Origin of the sequence: Pseudomonas sp. CBS (assembly GCF_024734645.1) — a bacterium.
Classification (GTDB): domain Bacteria; phylum Pseudomonadota; class Gammaproteobacteria; order Pseudomonadales; family Pseudomonadaceae; genus Aquipseudomonas.
In genome coordinates, this window is the sequence record NZ_CP102929.1 from 2893285 (window position 1) to 2910869 (window position 17585).

General features: G+C 49.2%; 20 protein-coding genes. 13 read left to right on the forward strand and 7 right to left on the reverse strand.

The genetic code is table 11. From position 1 onward, the window contains the following. Positions 1 to 252: 252 nt before the first annotated feature. The 6 genes from NVB75_RS13100 (at position 253) to NVB75_RS13125 (ending at position 4710) form a co-directional block, all read left to right on the forward strand. Complete coding sequence (locus NVB75_RS13100; protein ID WP_258347455.1) at positions 253 to 1284, forward strand: hypothetical protein; 1032 nt, start codon at positions 253 to 255, stop codon at positions 1282 to 1284. A gap of 227 nt (positions 1285 to 1511) precedes the next feature. Next, on the forward strand, positions 1512 to 1829 hold the full coding sequence (locus NVB75_RS13105; protein ID WP_258347457.1) for a hypothetical protein: 318 nt from the start codon (positions 1512 to 1514) through the stop codon (positions 1827 to 1829). 15 nt (positions 1830 to 1844) lie between these two features. Further along, positions 1845 to 2447: a hypothetical protein gene (locus tag NVB75_RS13110; RefSeq protein ID WP_258347459.1), complete on the forward strand. Its 603-nt coding sequence runs from the start codon at positions 1845 to 1847 to the stop codon at positions 2445 to 2447. A 220-nt stretch (positions 2448 to 2667) separates the two neighbouring features. Continuing rightward, positions 2668 to 2859 carry a hypothetical protein gene (locus NVB75_RS13115; protein WP_258347461.1) on the forward strand — a complete coding sequence of 64 codons (192 nt, stop codon included), beginning with the start codon at positions 2668 to 2670 and terminating at the stop codon, positions 2857 to 2859. A gap of 305 nt (positions 2860 to 3164) precedes the next feature. Then, entirely contained in the window at positions 3165 to 4091 is a 927-nt protein-coding gene (locus NVB75_RS13120) for a DUF6685 family protein (protein ID WP_258347463.1), read from the forward strand. Positions 4092 to 4407: 316 nt separating this feature from the next. Then, positions 4408 to 4710, forward strand: coding sequence for a hypothetical protein (locus NVB75_RS13125; RefSeq protein WP_258347465.1), 303 nt, complete (start codon positions 4408 to 4410; stop codon positions 4708 to 4710). 100 nt (positions 4711 to 4810) lie between these two features. Here NVB75_RS13125 and NVB75_RS13130 read toward each other — a convergent pair whose 3' ends face one another. From NVB75_RS13130 to NVB75_RS13145, 4 genes are all read right to left on the reverse strand, one after another. Beyond that, complete coding sequence (locus NVB75_RS13130) at positions 4811 to 5815, reverse strand: hypothetical protein (RefSeq protein ID WP_258347466.1); 1005 nt, start codon at positions 5813 to 5815, stop codon at positions 4811 to 4813. Between the two features lie 418 nt (positions 5816 to 6233). Beyond that, complete coding sequence (locus NVB75_RS13135; RefSeq protein WP_258347468.1) at positions 6234 to 6602, reverse strand: histone-like nucleoid-structuring protein, MvaT/MvaU family; 369 nt, start codon at positions 6600 to 6602, stop codon at positions 6234 to 6236. 78 nt (positions 6603 to 6680) lie between these two features. Further along, positions 6681 to 7082, reverse strand: coding sequence for a hypothetical protein (locus tag NVB75_RS13140; protein ID WP_258347470.1), 402 nt, complete (start codon positions 7080 to 7082; stop codon positions 6681 to 6683). After that, on the reverse strand, positions 7075 to 7611 hold the full coding sequence (locus tag NVB75_RS13145) for a 3'-5' exoribonuclease (protein WP_258347472.1): 537 nt from the start codon (positions 7609 to 7611) through the stop codon (positions 7075 to 7077). Before NVB75_RS13145 ends, NVB75_RS13140 begins: the two co-directional genes overlap by 8 nt. 212 nt (positions 7612 to 7823) lie before the next feature. On the opposite strand from NVB75_RS13145, the gene NVB75_RS13150 reads away from it, so the two are divergent. The 4 genes from NVB75_RS13150 (at position 7824) to NVB75_RS13165 (ending at position 11045) form a co-directional block, all read left to right on the forward strand. Next, positions 7824 to 8096: a hypothetical protein gene (locus NVB75_RS13150; protein WP_258347473.1), complete on the forward strand. Its 273-nt coding sequence runs from the start codon at positions 7824 to 7826 to the stop codon at positions 8094 to 8096. A 237-nt stretch (positions 8097 to 8333) separates the two neighbouring features. Then, positions 8334 to 8468, forward strand: a complete 135-nt coding sequence (locus tag NVB75_RS13155) for a hypothetical protein (RefSeq protein ID WP_258347475.1) — start codon at positions 8334 to 8336, stop codon at positions 8466 to 8468. Next, complete coding sequence (locus NVB75_RS13160) at positions 8465 to 9100, forward strand: GntR family transcriptional regulator (protein WP_258347477.1); 636 nt, start codon at positions 8465 to 8467, stop codon at positions 9098 to 9100. The genes NVB75_RS13155 and NVB75_RS13160 overlap by 4 nt, the downstream gene beginning before the upstream one ends. A 1135-nt stretch (positions 9101 to 10235) precedes the next feature. Beyond that, a complete protein-coding gene (locus NVB75_RS13165; protein WP_258347479.1) occupies positions 10236 to 11045 on the forward strand; it encodes a DUF5677 domain-containing protein in 810 nt (269 codons plus the stop codon). A gap of 3 nt (positions 11046 to 11048) precedes the next feature. On the opposite strand, the gene NVB75_RS13170 is transcribed toward NVB75_RS13165, so the two are convergent. Then, positions 11049 to 11813 (reverse strand): hypothetical protein, encoded by a 765-nt coding sequence (locus NVB75_RS13170; protein WP_258347481.1) that lies wholly within the window; start codon positions 11811 to 11813, stop codon positions 11049 to 11051. 674 nt (positions 11814 to 12487) lie between these two features. Between NVB75_RS13170 and NVB75_RS13175 the strand changes: the two genes are divergently transcribed. After that, positions 12488 to 14014 (forward strand): hypothetical protein, encoded by a 1527-nt coding sequence (locus NVB75_RS13175; protein WP_258347482.1) that lies wholly within the window; start codon positions 12488 to 12490, stop codon positions 14012 to 14014. A gap of 136 nt (positions 14015 to 14150) precedes the next feature. On the opposite strand, the gene NVB75_RS13180 is transcribed toward NVB75_RS13175, so the two are convergent. Together NVB75_RS13180 and NVB75_RS13185 are read right to left on the reverse strand one after the other, a co-directional pair. Further along, positions 14151 to 14312 (reverse strand): hypothetical protein, encoded by a 162-nt coding sequence (locus NVB75_RS13180; RefSeq protein ID WP_375378920.1) that lies wholly within the window; start codon positions 14310 to 14312, stop codon positions 14151 to 14153. Positions 14313 to 14351: 39 nt separating this feature from the next. Continuing rightward, positions 14352 to 15242 (reverse strand): hypothetical protein, encoded by an 891-nt coding sequence (locus NVB75_RS13185; protein ID WP_258347484.1) that lies wholly within the window; start codon positions 15240 to 15242, stop codon positions 14352 to 14354. A gap of 270 nt (positions 15243 to 15512) precedes the next feature. On the opposite strand from NVB75_RS13185, the gene NVB75_RS13190 reads away from it, so the two are divergent. Beyond that, positions 15513 to 16514 carry a hypothetical protein gene (locus NVB75_RS13190; protein WP_258347486.1) on the forward strand — a complete coding sequence of 334 codons (1002 nt, stop codon included), beginning with the start codon at positions 15513 to 15515 and terminating at the stop codon, positions 16512 to 16514. Further along, complete coding sequence (locus tag NVB75_RS13195; protein ID WP_258347488.1) at positions 16511 to 17575, forward strand: hypothetical protein; 1065 nt, start codon at positions 16511 to 16513, stop codon at positions 17573 to 17575. Before NVB75_RS13190 ends, NVB75_RS13195 begins: the two co-directional genes overlap by 4 nt. The last annotated feature ends 10 nt before the right edge of the window (positions 17576 to 17585 follow it).

Here is a 17585-nt window from a genome sequence, read left to right on the forward strand (position 1 = left end):
GCGGGCTTCCATCCTCATGCTCTGCGCGCTCCGCTTGCCTTATCAGTCACGTGGACGCATCTAGGTTGTCCATTTGATCCAATAGACAAGCGCTACGAATATGCTAACTTGACCGCCTCGGTTCCCTAGTCGAGATCGGGCGGTCGGTTCGCCAAGGCGGTATAGCCACAGGGTGCTTCACCTCTTCTGCTTCACATGCATTCCGACAATAGTCAGAGGGCAGCCGACACCGCTGGCGAATTGGAGGATGCTATGCGCGTACCAATCTCTCTTGCCGACCTTCGTGTCAAATACGGCTTCAACCGTATCGCCAAAAAGCTCCAGCGCAATTGGCGGAGCACTTTTTCCCTATCCCTCGCATCCTCGCAAGAAATCCTCTCGAAGGGTCTTGGCTATCAGGATCTTCATGATCTGCAAAAATCGGCTAATGAGCACGCCAAGACTGTCGCCGTGCCTACTCAGGATGAAGTCAGGGACGGGATCAGTAACTCTATTACCGATTTCTGTCAGTCGAAGAAAGTAACTGACATGAGCGAGCGCGACGTCAACCACTTAGTAAGTTTGCTGCCCCTACACGAGCTTACCGTGTTCCAGACTTCACGCTCACAACAGGCTGGTACTCTCGCTTCTCAGTCCGTCTTTGAGTTAATCACAGGGCCAGCCAATGACCTGGCTGTGGCTGCCAATCAGGGGAAGTCGAAGCGTCCCGCACACTTACGCGACGATCTGAGTGCAGAGCTTCTGAAGCCACCAGCAGATCCCATCAGCCAAGAAGAACTGAAAAGCTTTTGGGAGGTTGTAGAGCGCAAGGGTAGTCTTCATGACCAATGTTTGTGCCTGGGTTTGCTGCAAGGTATTCGCCCGCTTGAACTGTTAAACGTGAAAGCTCATGACGTTTACACTACTGACCAGCACTCTCTCCTACGGATCAAGAATTTTAAAACGCGCAGTCGTAGTGGTCAGCTATTTATGCCTTCCGTATTCAGTACCCTTATTGATCAGTACGTGCGCCAAGCGAAGATTCCTCCAATCGGTTACCTCTTTCCTTCTCCGAAAGACAGCAATGTCCCTATGTCGCTCGAGCAAATGCATCGGATTATTGGAGTCTATCTGCGAGAGGCCATAGCTAATCCATCTCAGAGGCGTGCATCCTCCATTCGCCAATCCATGCTCCACGTTGCTGCGAAACATATTCTCGAGCGGATAGCGCAAAACATGGGACATCAGGTTAGCGGGATGACGATGAAGTATCTGCGCATTCCGAAATCAAGCACTCAGAAGTGATGATTTGGCAGGGGCCACGTTTAATTTATGCCGTGCCCTAGCGGGCCGGCTGTCGTGAACCAGGCCCGGCGATACTCGCCGTTGTCCTGGCCCTGCCGGGCTTCCATCCTCACGCCTGCGCGCTCCGCTTGCTTTTAGTGATCAGACTTTGGCTTGGATGCCCCCCGCCTGCAAAAAAATGTCGCATCAGGCTCAAGGTTTTCTAAAACCAACCGTTTGTCATAGGTATGTATCGCTTCGAGCGAATCGCTTTGATCCCACCAACCGACGACTACGCACAGCGTTTGGGTGCCGCCATTTCGTTTCCCAAGACGATCCTGGGCAACCGCCAGCGCAATGCCTGGCAACGTCTGATCCGCGTCATCAAGTCTTCAGAAACCCTTTCTGCATTTGATAAAGCAGCAGCTTATGTAGAGGGCTACGCACATGCACTGGTCGACAGCGACCAGATCGACATTTCCATCGAACGAGATGTGTTGATCATCGAGACTGTCGACGCTTGGCGATGCGCCCGTTTTGACTCCAGCACCTCCACCTATTTGTAGCCACCAGTGAGTACCATGACTTCTATTTTTCAACGCTATGCCGACGACGAACCGTCTGAATTACGCATCCAGATGCCGCTGCGGGTTCTGGCTACAACCGTCAGTCATTACCCAATTGATGTTCTGGTAGGTCACTGGGAAAAGTATTTGGTAGACCCCTCCTCCGCTCGCGATAGGTTTCCATGGGCTGCACGATTTGTCATGGGCACACCCGTACCAACATGGGCGCGCTGCGTGCAGTGGAACGTCGGCCAGCAGGCTCGTTTCATTACCGCTGTTTGGGCGGGGCTAGACCTGGGAAGCTATCTTACAAACGACTGGTGCGAGCCTGCGAGCACTGGCAGGGCATTTGCGGAGAACAGCGAGATTCTCATTGATGGCCAGCAACGGCTTCACAGCCTTGAAGAGTATTTCCTTGATCGTCTTGCGGTGCCGGATGCACAAAGTCAGCCGAGGGTCTGGTCTGAACTCGGTAATGGCGAGCGGAAACGTTTTTTGTCGACGATCTTTACGCAGGCCAGGGTTTCTTCTGGCGACGAAGCAGCATTGCGAAAAACGTATGATCTTTGCGCGCAGGGAGTTGTGCCTAGGTCATTTGAACAACGAGCTGTTCGGTAACATTTGCGTTGACAATAGTCGGGCGGCCCCCTTCGGGGGCGGCTGTCGTGAACCGAGTCCCGCTACGACGGGTCTCGGCCCTGCGGGCTACCATCCTTCCGCTCTCCGACCATCGTGGTCTGCGCGCTCCGCTTGCATCTGATCGGGCTCAATTCTAGCCTGGACATTTCCTGCTGCTCTCACATACTTGCCCCATCCAATCCGGAACGAGGCTGAGAAAATGGCATGGTCATTTTGGAAGGACAAACGTCCTGAATGGATTCAGGCTGAGGAGCGAGCGTTCATCAAGGCAGCCAACGGCTTGAAGACACTGCAGGTGACACCACGAGGCGGTATGCGAATTGACCCAGAGGAGATTCGAGACCAGATTGTTTCCGCCCGAGAGCTGTATAAAGGCTTGGTTGAGAAATAGCTATCGCTAGGATCAACCACCTTGTGGTGCAGATAAAGGCCTGCGAGTCGGGTACAAAACGTCCACGATCTTAGGCCATACCACGGCAGGAGTAGCTAGGCGGCTTTCGGAAGCTGCTCTGCCTTCACCGCCTACTTACCAGAGATTTGATCCTGTCGCCTAAACAAGCCTTTCGTGCTCTAGGTCGTAGTAACATTATCCGGAATTTTTCAGCTATGTTTCGGTTAGCCTTCCATATCGCAGTGCTGCATCCTGTGCTGAGACATCTGGTGCATCGCGCCGGGGTAGACATATAGGAAGCGCCAATGCTTAAGAATGCGATCAAATTTCTGCGCGACTCTCTACTGGAGGACTTCGGCCAGCCGGCGACCCTGATAAACTTGCTTCGTGCAGACGTCGGCCTGAACAGGCACTTGGTCGAGCATGAAAAGGGTATCAGCGCAAGCGAAGTGGTGCGTTGGAACAACTTTGGCGACTTGGGGTACGAGACCAGTCGGATGTACCTGCGGAGGCTCAATGGATGGACACGCTCCCCTGGATCCTATCAAAACTATGCCTCGACCAGTCTAGTCCGAGAGGATCTTCTCAGCTTGGGTACAGTTAGGGAGATCAAGCGATGGAACTGCGATATTCAGCAGGTCGACGGCTTTTCCGCATCGAAGTCAGAGCTGCGCAGGTTCAAAAGCATGGACGCCATGGTTGAGCGCAACTCCCAGCCAATGATCACACCTGTTACCCAAGAAAAACTTGAAGAGAATCTCCGATGGGACGAGATCCGGATCATCTCTAGAGAAGATCACGATTACTTCTCCACTTGGGAATGGGACGGACGAGTGTTCTTGATCAACAGCGGAGGCTCCCACCACTTCGCAGCGGCCAAGTACATCGCGAAACGGATCGGGGTCAACGTCCCACTCACAGGTCGGTATAAGGTTTACGGAATTAATCAGGTCGCCTTGGCGAGCCTAAGACGCGATTTCGACATGTTTGTGGTGTCATGGCACTGCAAGCAGCAAATGGACTTTCACCGAGCCATGCAGAGGTTCGAGGCTACCTACTACTGGAAGGATCTCCCACGTCCATACACTGACCAGGCGGCGATTTTCCTGCCTAAAGCGGAGAAGCGCGCTGGGAAGGTATCTGAGGTACTGCGTGAGGCTGGATTTCAAGATTTAGGCCTTTACCTCCAGAAGCTGGCTAATGCTACGGCTCATCATGTCTCGGTCGTCTAGCAGCCTTATGTGCATCTAAACGCCGCATCTCAGCCTGCTATTGAGTCAGAAATTTGTCCCAACCATAGGCGTACGGGCCATCGAACAGACGCGTCGAGCCGGTGCTCGCTTGCAGAAAGCGCTCATGGCATGGCTGGGGAATACCTGCCTTGCGCACAATGCTGATACCGGAACTGTGGCGCTCAATCAGAACTGCTTTGCGGGCAGCATTTAATCGTCGCCTGGATTACTCTGGTTACCGAGCGCTTGATCATGTCGGATCGCGGGAAGCCGCTGGAATGGTTTATCTCTCACCCGTCGGCCATGGATGGTTGGGATGCAAGCCTCTGACACGCCGCTGGCTCGTCTTGATGACAACCTGTTTGATCCTTCATGTGCCGGCGACTCGCTATCGCAAAATAAGTCTGACCAGTTATTCTGCGGTAGGAACCAGCCAGGGATCGGAGCTGCTATGGCCATGAACGATTATCCAAAGCGTGTCAGGGACAACATCATTCCGCTTTCTGTAGGAGATACCTTGCCAATGGATACCACTGTGCTGATGCGTGGTTTACACACCCTGGCAGCCAACTTCAAGGAAACGTCGGATCAGCCAACCTCTGCCGGTGGTTTTTACTGACGACACTCATGTCCGGAGGTGACAATCGTCGCCATCTGGATCTGAGCGCCACGCTAGTCTGCCCGAGTAAAATTGCAGCCGATCACAGTGTCGATTGCGCTCATAGAAGGGAATTCGGACGGTAAACCGGGTACAGACCGTAGGCGCGGTAATCTTTAGTCCCGGCGTAAAAATGATCGAACAAATATCTAGCCAGATGGCGGGCATTGTCGCGCCAACCCCTAGTGTTTCCGTTCGCCCCGAGGATCGGTGTACTCCAAGCCGCGTAGAGCGACATGTACTCTCCGTCAGCGAACTCTTCGCTACTGGTACAACTGGTAATAGCCGAGACAAAAATCCCAAGGACAGAGCCAAAATCAGCCAGGTAAGGGTAAGACTTCGCCCAACCTGGATATTGCAGGTTGAAACTGCTTACTCCCTGAGGATCAGCTCCAGCTCCCTGGAAGCGACTGTACATCTGGGCGTCCTGCAAGGCGTCGTGAACATATCTGAATCGGTCGTACCAATCCTTCGGAACCCGGTTGGTCGAGAAGTCCCAGCTCAATAAAAAATCAATCGATTGTTCGATTGGGATGTATTGAGCTACCAAATTTTTGGCCACATTCTCCGGCAGCGCAGCCTCATATTGGGTAGCCATGACTCGTTGGACAGCGGCATCCACGGCGCTTTGGATACCTGGCAATCCCAAATACCACTCCTTGAGCATGGGATGTGAATTGATTTGCATCTCGATATCTTGCCAGCCGACCAGCTTTACCGGGAACAGCCCCTGCGCCACGCGGGCGTTGCTGAGCCGCCAGACTTCATTCGACAGATCAGTGCTTCGGTCACACGCAACGAAGATGTGATACTCCAAGATTGGATGCGGGAAGTCGACAGTTTTACCCACCTCAGTAACCGCTTCGCTAAAGCTGAATGACTGAACGTTCTTGGCCTGAATGGCGATCTGAGACCCCGAGAAGTAGTGATCGACGCCAAACTGCGCTTGCCCCTTGCGCCCGTAATGCTCAGCCGTCGCCGGCAAGCCCATGATCAGAGGTGATGTCCTCCTGACCAGCTCTTCAAAGTTATCTTCGTGCTTCGGACGTGGAAGTGTGTAATACAAGACGCGGGCTCCTGCTGATGAAATCTTCCTTCACTGATTTAGTTTGACTGCTACCGAGCAGCCAAGGCAAGGGAGGTTTGCCAGGCGGAAGCAGGCGGGCACTAATTCCGAGGAGCTGTCCCCTCCTCTTAGGAAAGAGAAAGCCTCACGTTGTCGGCGCTGATTGAAAACTGACCCACCCTGCCGATCAGCCGACAGAAAAAGGGATGACACCTTAGCAGACGTGAATTGCTGGGCTAATGGGATGTGGAGTTCCAGACATCACAGGGCTCAGCTGTTCTAAAGACCCTCCTCCGTGCAGCCGATAAGCTGGCAGCATGGGTCACCTACTTGGTGCTAGCCCTCAGCTTACTAAGCATGGCCATTTCCATCGGCTATTGAGCCAAGGAAGGCCGCCCTCCATTTGTACTCAAAAGCCTTACTGGGCCAGCCAGCTCTCGACCTTGTCAGAACCGTACTGAGCCTTCCATTCTTTCAATACCTTGTGGTTGCCGCCCTTAGTCTCGACGACTTCGCCCGAGTGAGGATTCTTGTAAACCTTTACAGCCCGAGCCTTACGGGAGCCCTTGGTTTCAGGAGCTGCTGGAGCACGGCGGTTTGAAGAGTGCGGATCGAGAATCGCGACAATGTTGCGCAAGCTGTAACCATACTCACCTAGCAGGTCACGAAGTTTCGTTTCGAATTCAATCTCACGCTTCAGACCATCATCGTTTTTCAGTGTTTCAAGCTCTGCCAATTGGGCAGCAAGCTGTTGTTCAAGCGCGCGGAATTCAGCGAGACGGGACATGTAACACCTCAGATATTTAGTGTTGCCAGTATAGTCAGCACTATCCAAAGCAGACAATCGAAGGTGCCCCTCCGACGCCTAACGCTGACGCTCACGCCTTGCAGACATGTGAGCATCCAAGTGCTTCATTTCAGCCTGCCATTGAGTCAGAAATTTGTCCCAGTCATGGGCGTACGGGCCATCGACCAAGCGCGTCGAGCCGATGCTCGCTTGTAGAAAACGCTCACGCCACGGCTGCGGAATACTGGCCTCGTCAACGATGTTGATACCGGAACTCTGGTGCTCAATCAGGACTGCTTTGCGGACAGCATCAATATCGAGATGTGGATGACTCTGGTTTAAGTTAACGCGCTCTTGGTCTTCAATGTCGTCAAGCACATTCAAAATAGCGACAGCTTGTGGGTCGCCCGGCACCAGGTGCAAAAGTGTCCAGAGGGCTTTGCGCCTAACAGACTCACGCGTACGAAGATCATCAGCCATGTTCAGTGCCTCGATTGGAACCGGCAGTCAGTCGACGATAAAGGTCGGCTAAGAGGCGAGCATCCAGCAGCGCGTGATGGGGAAGTTCCGGGAGCGTCACGTTGCCGATATCATCCGCTTCGAGATGCCTGAACAGCAGGATCAGGTTGGTCGCGCGATTGGCAACGTTAACTGGCCAACGATGATTTACGTAGGCCAGTTGGCAGAAGAGATCCCAGTCCCAGTCCGGAGCGTCCGAGCAAATCTCGAGCGGGACTTCTAGATGGCTCAGGAAAGCGAGCAATGAGGTTTGGGCTTCGACCAAGGTTTGCCCGTGCGCAGCCAGGTTGAGCTGAGGCAGGACGTTCTGGATCACGAAGTCGCTGCAGTCTCCGACTAGGTAGGTGTCTGTGAGTTCGACGTAGTATTCATGGCTGGCTTCGGACACGAGTGCCAGGGAAATCAGCTTCGTATCTCGGTTGAGCTGTGTGAACTCACAGTCCAAAAATAGCTTCATCTGCTCCTCCCTGTGAGTACCTGGTTCATGCATGGCGGTGTACCTTTGGCAAAACGACCAAAGCCGACTGGTTTCTTTTATGACTTTAACCTATTGCCCTGACGAACCTTTGCCTGCACTCACAGCAAGGGAGGTTTGCCAGATGCTGCGCGATGCCGTCTTGGGAGGCGCATGATGGTTACCCTGGTGGACGAGAGGCATTGATCGCATGGGCTTGATGGCCGAATTATCGCATCGATGTATAGATGCCCAAGATCTTCTTTTATTTTGGGAAACCCGCCCAAAAAGGCCCATTTTCTGCGGCCTATGATTACCTCTCACATGATGAGGTACTGAAGATGTTTGATTTTCTGAAAAAAAGACGCGAGACCGAACAGCAGCGCAAAATCAAACGAGTCATGGATGCTCAAGAAGCGTTTTTGGCTCTGTATGAGACGTCCACGCCGATCACTCTGCAGGAGGAACTCAATGCCGTTGCTAAAAGTTTTGAGCAAGGACGGCGCGATGACCGAGAGTGATTTGGAGTGACATAGTAATACCAGTTTTGGCATTCACGGGTCGCTCAAGGGGGTAATGAGGAGTAAATTAGGGGTAATTCGTATACCTCTCATTGCCCCCTAAAAAGCTCTAAATTACCTTTTAACCACATGATATATAACGTATTTTCTGCAACTAGAAACTATAGGCATCTCTAGAAGCGTCCCTGCGCCTTGAAGTACAAAGGAGCCAACGTAGAGCACGCAGGGTTAGCAACCATGTTGGAATTAGCTAAAGAGATTGTAAGTAGCGGGCCTTCGGGAGTTATCGCCTTGCTGGCATTCGCAGCATTCGGCGTAGCTTGGAAAGCTCTATCAGTGCTGGAATCAGTGAAAAAGAAGGACAAGGAATGAGGCCCTGGTCGAAAGTGCCGGCATGGTGGTCTGATGAGATTGCGCTCCTTCGAGGAGGGGTTCATGCAGGTCGGTCTCAGGCGATGCTTCGTGTCGTCTTCGCGCTGGCGACAATGACCCCTACGGCGAAGACATACACAGTCGTCTCCTCTGTCAGCGAGCTGATGGAGCGCACAGGATTAAGCCGGCCAATGGTTCGCCAGGCCTTGGTTGACGTGGAAGCGCGGGGGTGGATTCGACACAAGCCTGGTGGAGGCAAGCTCAAATCCGAGTACACGCTGGCATGCCCACATTTCGAGGCAGAAAAGGACGGCTACTACTACAAAATCCCAAACAAAGAGGTTGTTAAGAACCTTCCGAAGATCTCTCGCCGAGGGGAGAAGGCGCTTGCGGCGCTTAAGATCTACGCCGTGCTACTGATCGTCCGACCGAATCAAGCAAGGATCTCGAGCATCAATGTCGAGAACTTGAGAAATAAGGCTGCTGTGCAGTGGACTTCTCTAAGAGACGGCTTATCGATCCTCGCTACGCACGGCATGATCGTTGTCGATAAAGCCCCAGGTGATGATGGTGAGTACGTGAAAAACCAATACGTGATCAAGGGGGACATTGTTAGAGAAATCCCGGCATGATCCATGGCAGCGCTAGGTGAGGTAGTATTGTCGCCGGATGACGTGTGGAGACGCGAGATGAAGGCCCCCAGAACGATATGCCAAGCTGATCTACAATTTGACCACATAGCAATCGGGCTATGTGGTCAAAGGAGGCGAAATGAGTTCTTTCGACGCTACTTGCAGCTGTCATCTAGACTTCCTGATAAACCAGTTTTGCATAGCTTGCGATGGTAGCAAGGTACGCAACAAAGATCGCGAAGCTACTATTCTCCGTAATCGAGACAGAAAGCGTCCAACACAAATTGAGTATTTGGAATTTGACGGCGGTCACTGCAAGCAGAAATATAAGTCTTTAACCGAGGATTGGCAGTGCCCGTGTTGCAACCGGACTAGATTCCAGTTGCTTCGCTGGACTATGAGATTTCCTAAAAGCCCATCACGGTTTGAAGGTTGGGTTGTTGGTCTTCATACACATCATGATCATGCCAGTGATGCCTATGGAGGGATGTATACCTTTCAAGGAGCTGCAGCCGCGAGATTCGCCCCGGTAATAATTTGCGAACAGTGTAATTCCGCAGATTCCTCAGCAAAGAAAAAGCTACGACTGCCTGAAAACTTTACCTTTACCCCGATTGAGATTAAAAGCTTTATTTATCCCACTGCACACGGTTGGCACATTATAAATTACACAGTAGCACAGGATGTGTATAACAAATTCGTAGCGTCGAGGGCTTTACCAAAATTCTTTTGAGTCAATTTGGATGGAGTTTAATTTATTTTCAAAAAAGGCTCAATTGAATGGCCAGCTTGGTGATGACGACACCAAATAAAGGACAACTATGAGAAAACATAACGTCCAATGTCTTCACCTTTATCATCGACCTTCTTAACATCATTCTTCTGGCCGCCAACATCACTGTAGCCATCGTTCCACCTACCGTACCTACAACTCAACCAATCCCGATCATCCTGATCACCTACCACCACTGTTAATACTACCCCCCCCGGCTCAACTGGGTGGCTAGGTTCCGACATTGCGTTTGATCCGCAGGAAGAAGGGAGCATCTGCCTAGTAATGCTTGAATACAGGCCACGCCTTCCTCAGCTTTTGCTAACCTAGCTGATTATGAAATCACCAGGCAGGGAGATCCATTTGAGCACCGAAGCGACAGGGGTTACCGGATTTAGCATCCATGGATTTTTGACTAGCGACATACAGGAAACGATTGATCATGTTACTGGAGAAAATCCAGAGTGGTTTTCTCTGCTCAGGGATATCAACCAGCTCCTGCAGAAAATAGTTATTTCAGGATTTGAAAGGCATCATGGCAATACCATGGATGTGAAGGTGCTCACAATGTTCTCTGCCCTGAGGTCACTAAGCAATTTTCAGTCAGCTATTATGAATCTTGAAAGAGGCATGGTAGTAGAAGCAAGGATCATGGCTAGGTGTCTTTATGAAAACTCATTTTGTATCGGCGCCTTGGTAGACAATCCTGATACATTTATCCCATTACTAAAACACGACAACGTAGCTGCAAAGCGGGGTCAGGCTGTAGCATTGAAAGAAGGCAGCTACTCTTTAACTGCCGACATTGAAGCAGCGATGGATGAGCGGATATCTGGAGACAAGGGGAAGCACTTGAAGTGGAAATATATTGCCGAATTGTCTTCACTCTCTAGTAATTATCTTATGTACAAGCATCTTTCTGACGACGCTATGCACTATTCAGCCTCTTCGCTAAAACGCTATATAGTCTCCGACAAAGAAAGTAATACCTGGAGTGGTTATAGGTTTGGGCCCGCTACAAAAGATGAGGTGATTCGTGCAGCTAATTTTTGTGTGTCACCTACCCTGGCAATCATGATTGGCTTTCTCGAGGCAACAGACGATACATCATATGATAGAGAGGTAAACCTGGTGCTGGACAGATTTACCTCTATCACCTCCAAGGGCTTGTGAGATTTAATCCTGCTTATCTGATTCGAATGCTGTGATAAATATTCTTTTCCCGTCAGGTGTTCTCATGACGATGCCGCCATTTCGTAGTACCTTGGCATCTTCAATTTTCTCTAGCAACTCTTCTCTTTTATCTTTGTTAGTTTTATATATTGCGCCAACCGACTTTCGATATATGGCATCATACATATCATTCATTAGCTCTACATGTTCACCAAGAATTACTTTTAGATCTACTTCGGTATGTTGCAGGGTTGTATTGTTGTAGTAATCACAGCGCATACCTGAAAGGGTAAATCTAACTGGAACAAAGCTTTCAGTGTTTCCAGCCTCGCGATTAGCATAATCTACACTATGCGCGCCAAGTTTATTCCTGACTTCACGTACCTGAAGGTTTGCCACTTTGCTCTCGATGTCACGAAGGTTCATGACATTTGCAATCCGGTGTAGGTTGAGAAGGGCTTGTTGCTGGATGTACGTGGCGTTCAATACGCCATACAAGCGGATGTATTTTTCCCCGAAGTCGTCATACTTCGTGGGGCCATCAAGGCCATACTTGCAAAAATGCTCAATGCCTAAAAGGCTGTCATTGATAATGTCCATCGATGAGCAAATGAAGCCCCAGTCTTCGGGCTTTGTAAGCTTGAGCGCAGATTGAATAAAGACCTCGAAGTCGCCGTGATCAGGCGTGTGCCGCATCGCTTTTTCGTTGATCAGTTCGCGGTATGCTTCGTTGTAGTGATGTAGCGCTTTGAAGAGCGGTTCGATCATCAAATTGGACTCCCTCTTGACTGTTCAGACTACATCAATGCATCGAGGACACCAATGTAGCTATCAGGTAGAGCATTATGATCTTCAACGACTGTGATGAACTCGACTACTGCGAAGCGTGTGTGAGCCCGGATGCACGCCGCTGGTCATTCAACTCCGGAGATCGGTTTGGCACAAATCCCATTGCGCTGCTATCTGTGTGAAGGCATCAGCCGCTTGAGAACCTGCTGAATGCGCTCTGAAAACCACATCCAATGGTGAATGCCTTGCTGGGTTGGCTGTAGTGAACCAAGCCATGTCTTGACCCGAGAAGCTTCAACATTCACGCCTTCGGATTCGCCGGCTTGGCTCACATGAATAGAGAGGGAATTCATTACCTGCATCTTGGTTGGCTAGGGCATCGGCGGGTGGACGACCAACAGGTTTGAGATCTGCGACACCCTCCAAGATCGCTTCGATTCAGACAGACACAAGTCTCCCAGATCGGCTTCACCACCATGCGATGTGAAGCACTAACCTGTTAGTTGGGGCTTTCAGGTATGCAGCGAAGCTGGATCTAGTACCAAAGCAGATTGATAACGACTACTATTCCTCCCTAGCAGTAATAGCCACACGAAATCAGATATTACTAAATTCCAAACACTGAGTTAGCTTAGCAAAACGGAGGTTGCAGCATGAACATTTACGGCTCCGATGATAAAAACAAGGTTTTCAAATTAACCTTTGACGACATTGGGGAAAACTTTTTAAGCGCGGTTATTCTTAGCAAATTAGAGACGGACTCCGACCAAGAAACTACAGAGATCGAGGTAGAATTAAGCGATATTTTTTACCTCGATATAAACCCGCCCCAGCATGAAAAATATGAAATTTCGGTACCATCTAAGAGTGCCATAGCCTCAGATATAGAAAACCTTTTTCATATGATGCTTGGAATGGAAAAGCCAGTAGAAAAATTCAACACAGTAAGCTATGAGGATCATTTTGGCTCTTGGTTTACACGCACACTTGGCTATCTAAAAAATGGTGACTCGAGCGGAACCAAGCCGGTAATTGACTCATTCGAAAAAATTGGCATCGACCATACCGGAACACCTAAATTCAAAGTATCAATAACAAAAGCCAAGTTTATCAAAAATTTCAAAGACAACATTTTGAGCCAGGTTTACTTCGGCGAAGAATCCTACTCCAAGCTAATTAAATCCATTGCCTTCTCTATACCTGCCATATCTGCTAGCAAGCAGCTTGGATACCTGCGGACATTTCTTGAAAAAAGATCAGAATTAACAGGTGAAACAAAATTCAGCTTTCTCCTAAGTCAATTCAACTTCCGAAAGGCAATGATGCAACTCGATCTACCGAGCGGTAGCGCAATGATGCCCTCTCCCCTTACATCAGGTTCTGGCACCAAGGCCGCTCTGCCACTGCTTCTCGCCGTACAAGGTGAACTTGATATTCAGCAAATAAGAATACAATCTTCCGCCAATAACCTTCAAGACATTGACATTCAATTTTCCATACACAAACCGGCAGTCAATAATATATTCGGCGCAAACTACTGCTCGCTACCTCACGAAACTCGCGAACGCATGAGCACAGTAGAAATCGTTAACTATGAAAAAATCTCGAAAGTCTTGCAACAAAATTACTGCTTTCACGGAAACCCACAGTTAGAAAAAGATTTTATTCAATTCTCCACCTGGGCACTTAAGCAGGTATCACATTGTATCGAGGAGCCATCTTACCTGAAGAGTAAAGCAATTGCCTGGAGACGTGATAATGAAGAAAAAGGGTATAAAAACATGGAGGATGATTTCTTCCTTCCATTTCTCTACGAAAAATTACGCGACCGATTCGACGACAAAGTGCAGAAAAAACCTGAAAGATTTGGCGGAAATGTAGATATCCTTTTCGGGCAGGTACCAATTGAGCTCAAGGTTAGAAAAAACCACAAAGGAGCCTTGATAGACAAAATCGTCGACGAGTCCTACAAACCGGCTAGCCAGGCGGCAGCATACGCGGCAATTACACGCCTGGGTTGCGTTCTAGTCCTTGACGTACCCACGAGCGAGCCTAAAGTTACAAATATAACGGCATGCATTAAGATTGTTACTAAGAAATTTGAGGAAGCCGACCTGCCTACCTCCATCGTTGTATTTATATTTCAGTGCAACACCCCAAAGCCCAGCAGCGCCGTCTAAATATCTCATACAAAAAATCTCTGCTTGTTGAATGTAGACTGCGCTAGCCGCCTGCATTTCACGACAGCGAAAAACCCCCAACTAAACTAAGTAGTAGCGGGACGAAAATTCATCGTCCCGCTAAACACACACTTTCTTATGAGTGAGCCAACCTGAAGTCTATTTCATCCGAGCCATACTGAGCCTTCCACTTCTTCAGCAGTGTGGAGTTGCCACCTTGGGTCTCGATGATTTCCTCATTGTGCTTTTTTGTACTGCTTGACCTGGCAAGCACGCCGGCTGTCTTTTCTGCTGCCACAGGAGCGGCGTTACTCAGGTGGGGCGCAAAACTCGATCACTAATCACAGACATCGCGAGACATTGCCATCTCCAAAAGCTCCTTGGAAAATTGCTTCTGCACCCTTTCACGAACGGCATCCTTGCGACTTTGCATTGCACCAATGAGGTACTCAACCGTAAATTCAAACTCCCCGTAGCCTCGCGAGAGCTTTTGCATGGCATCCGAAATAGCGACAATTGAGCATGCCAATTGCCGACATCCTTCAGGTGAAACCGCATTCCATGCAAAACGTGGTGAATAGCGGAGCATGGTATGACATGACACCAGTCGTCTAACCACTTCATCTAACGCCATTCCGCTGCGCTGAGACTCCAGCAATGACTCGGGTGCGTACCAAAGCCATTCATCAACCGTTTCGCCCGTCAGAGGGTTGGTAAGCCCGTGAAAGGACTCACGAGGACGTTTCAGGAGGATCTCAGCAGCAGTGTCTGCATCTGTAAACACTCGCATTCCCTTGCCCATGGTCTCGTAGCTCGCTGCTCTCGTCACAGCATCGCCAACAATGAAGGCTCCAATAGTCCGATCAATTTTATTCGGTTCGTGGATATCTCCAAAGGCAAGACCGCCCCGACATAACAATCCTGCCTCAATCGCTTCGTGCATCAAGAAGCGTCCTGCGTCTGTAACAGCACCAAGATCCTCAGACCAAAGAAATGCACAGTCTGATAATTGTGCAAGCTTCACGGTTTTGAATCGGCGACCTGTTCGCATCAGTATCTTTCGAAAAGATAGCAAAATCTGAGCAGCAAGCAGCTGATGGGGAAAGTTTCCTTCAGGCGTGATTTTCCATGGGGTGTATTCTGACTCCGTGAGCTTGAGTTTCCCTCGAGTGAGAGCGCTGAATCCAAGCATATCTACAAACAACACTGCCCCTTGAAAACTACGCATTCTTCCCTCCTGTTTTCTCATGTACCTGATAAACAACGTAGCAGCTCAGCGACAAGTGAGGTGAAGGCTGAAGGTGACCAGAACACGCTACCTCCTTGCTTTCGTGCAACCAGCAGGAATCTCCATTCCAGATGGTTTGTCACCGACCAAGCTCCTGCAGGGAACCCATTGATCCGGATCGACAAGCGCCTAGGCAGTACAACCCCCCTGAGGACTGCTATGATGGCAAATAGCCTATAGGCCAACCCGGAAATTTGCTAGGGATGCACCATGTCGGAAACAGTAAATATTGGCGAAATTGCTGAGGCGCTAGTCCAAGACATATTTTCTTATTTCAAATGGGAAATAAAACCCCGCTGGAATGAAAACTTTAGTTGCCACTGCCCTCACCATCTTACGCCTACAAAAAAACCCAAGGACAAGCATCCTGGCGATGTGATTTTTTTCTATGAAGATCCATACCTTGGATCGACAATCTACCTGCATTCCGATTTGAAAGCTTACAAAGAAGAATCAATCACCAAAACAAAGGTTCGCGACGCTTTTAAAGCATTGGCAATGACTATTGAATGCGCGCAGGACTCAGAGTCTTGGAGAAGCACTTTCAGCATAGATACGTCTGAAGAGCATGAAGTTCGCGGACTACTGATCGTCCACAATCATGATCATGGCTATCAAAAAGCGTTTGGCGACCTGATCGAAAATATAGGCTTCGATTCCATCCCAATTCCGGCCAATGTTTGCCTTCACTTCTTTGGCCCTGAAGATTTGATGCGCTTATACAGCATCGCAAATGACATTATGCGATTAATGCACCAGCGCAAAATATCGCCTGACTATACATTCTATTATCCAGACTTAGTAATGCGACACCGGCAGGGTGATGTTTGGGGTCAACCCGCAACTGTAGAAGCTCTTACCAGCCCCTACCTTATTCTTCAGCACAGTAACCTACAGTCAGGGAACAACTCACAGGCCGGATACGTCGTGTATTACAACAGACCTGGCGCATCGCCTGAAGAGTTTGAATACCTTCTCGACAGTCTGTCCAGATACCAAATGCTAGAATCGGGAAAAGAAGTCCAGATCCGTGTTACCCATAAATCCCCACATCATGATGTAACGGCAAACTTCAACCTTGCGAAAACAAAGTACGCGAAAATGTGGGGATTCGACCCTATACGCGAGCAGGTTCTAAACGACATAAAAATCTCCTCTATCACATCGATGGTAGATGGTTACAATATCGCATGGATGGGGTGGAGAGAATGAAAAAGAGAAAATTTGGCCCCGCACTGTACTTCGCATCTGACAAAAACGTCTTTGATGCGCTCGTACAGAAACATAAAGTTGACGCGCAGACGTTGACAACTCTATTTAGAAATAGAAACACTATCGTCTCCAAAGCAACAGACCGCGAAGTATTGGCTGACTATTTTTCCCGACTTACTCATGACTACTATGATCACAAGCTCATTTCCGAAAAAATCGGAATAGCTCCACGTAGGGAGCGCTCAACAACAGTGGAGCTCCTGGGAGAACTGGACGTCAACGATGTACGCTCAGCTATCGAGGAATTAAAACGTGAGATTATCGAATCAGGAGATAACGCTTACATCTCACGAGATGGTGACAATTTTAGTTTAACTATCCAATACTCCAGATTCGATTACAAAAAATCTGAGTTCGCACAGCTCGTTGTTAAGGATGCAGTAATCGAGTTTACTAAAACAGGAAACGGATATAGTATTGTTTCGCCCCAGAATGATTTCACCAACGAAATTCGGGATGAAATAGTATCAAGCATAACGACGCAAGCATCTACCCAGATTGAAAAGTTTATCGTCACACTTTTTGACAAACCATCACCTCAGGTAAGAACGAAATTCTTTATTGACTTAATCGATGGCCTTGACGGTTTTAACAAGCGGGATGTTACGGATGTTTACGTGTATAAGCCTAAGCCATCCGATGACGATAGAGACGACCTAACAAGCGACGAAGACGAAACGCACATAGAAAAAGTATTGCTCCGTGGAAACGGTGTGAACAGGTCAGGCATCCTTAATGACCTAGTATCATCGGACACTTACTTTATCGTAAAAATTTGCTGGCTAACCAAGCGAGTATTAGGGAACGGTGATATTTATAAGCTCGAGGCGTCTTTTGCAGACCCTAAAGACTGTCATAAATTCTCTGTTCTGTTGAAGTCAGTCCACCCAAACATTGATGGAAAATTCCCTCGTTCCAGAACTCCTTTAAAACCTGAAATTGATGAACTATCCAAGGCGATTGAGACGTCCGCTAAAAAAGCCATGTTAGCTATAAAATAGTGAGGCAAGC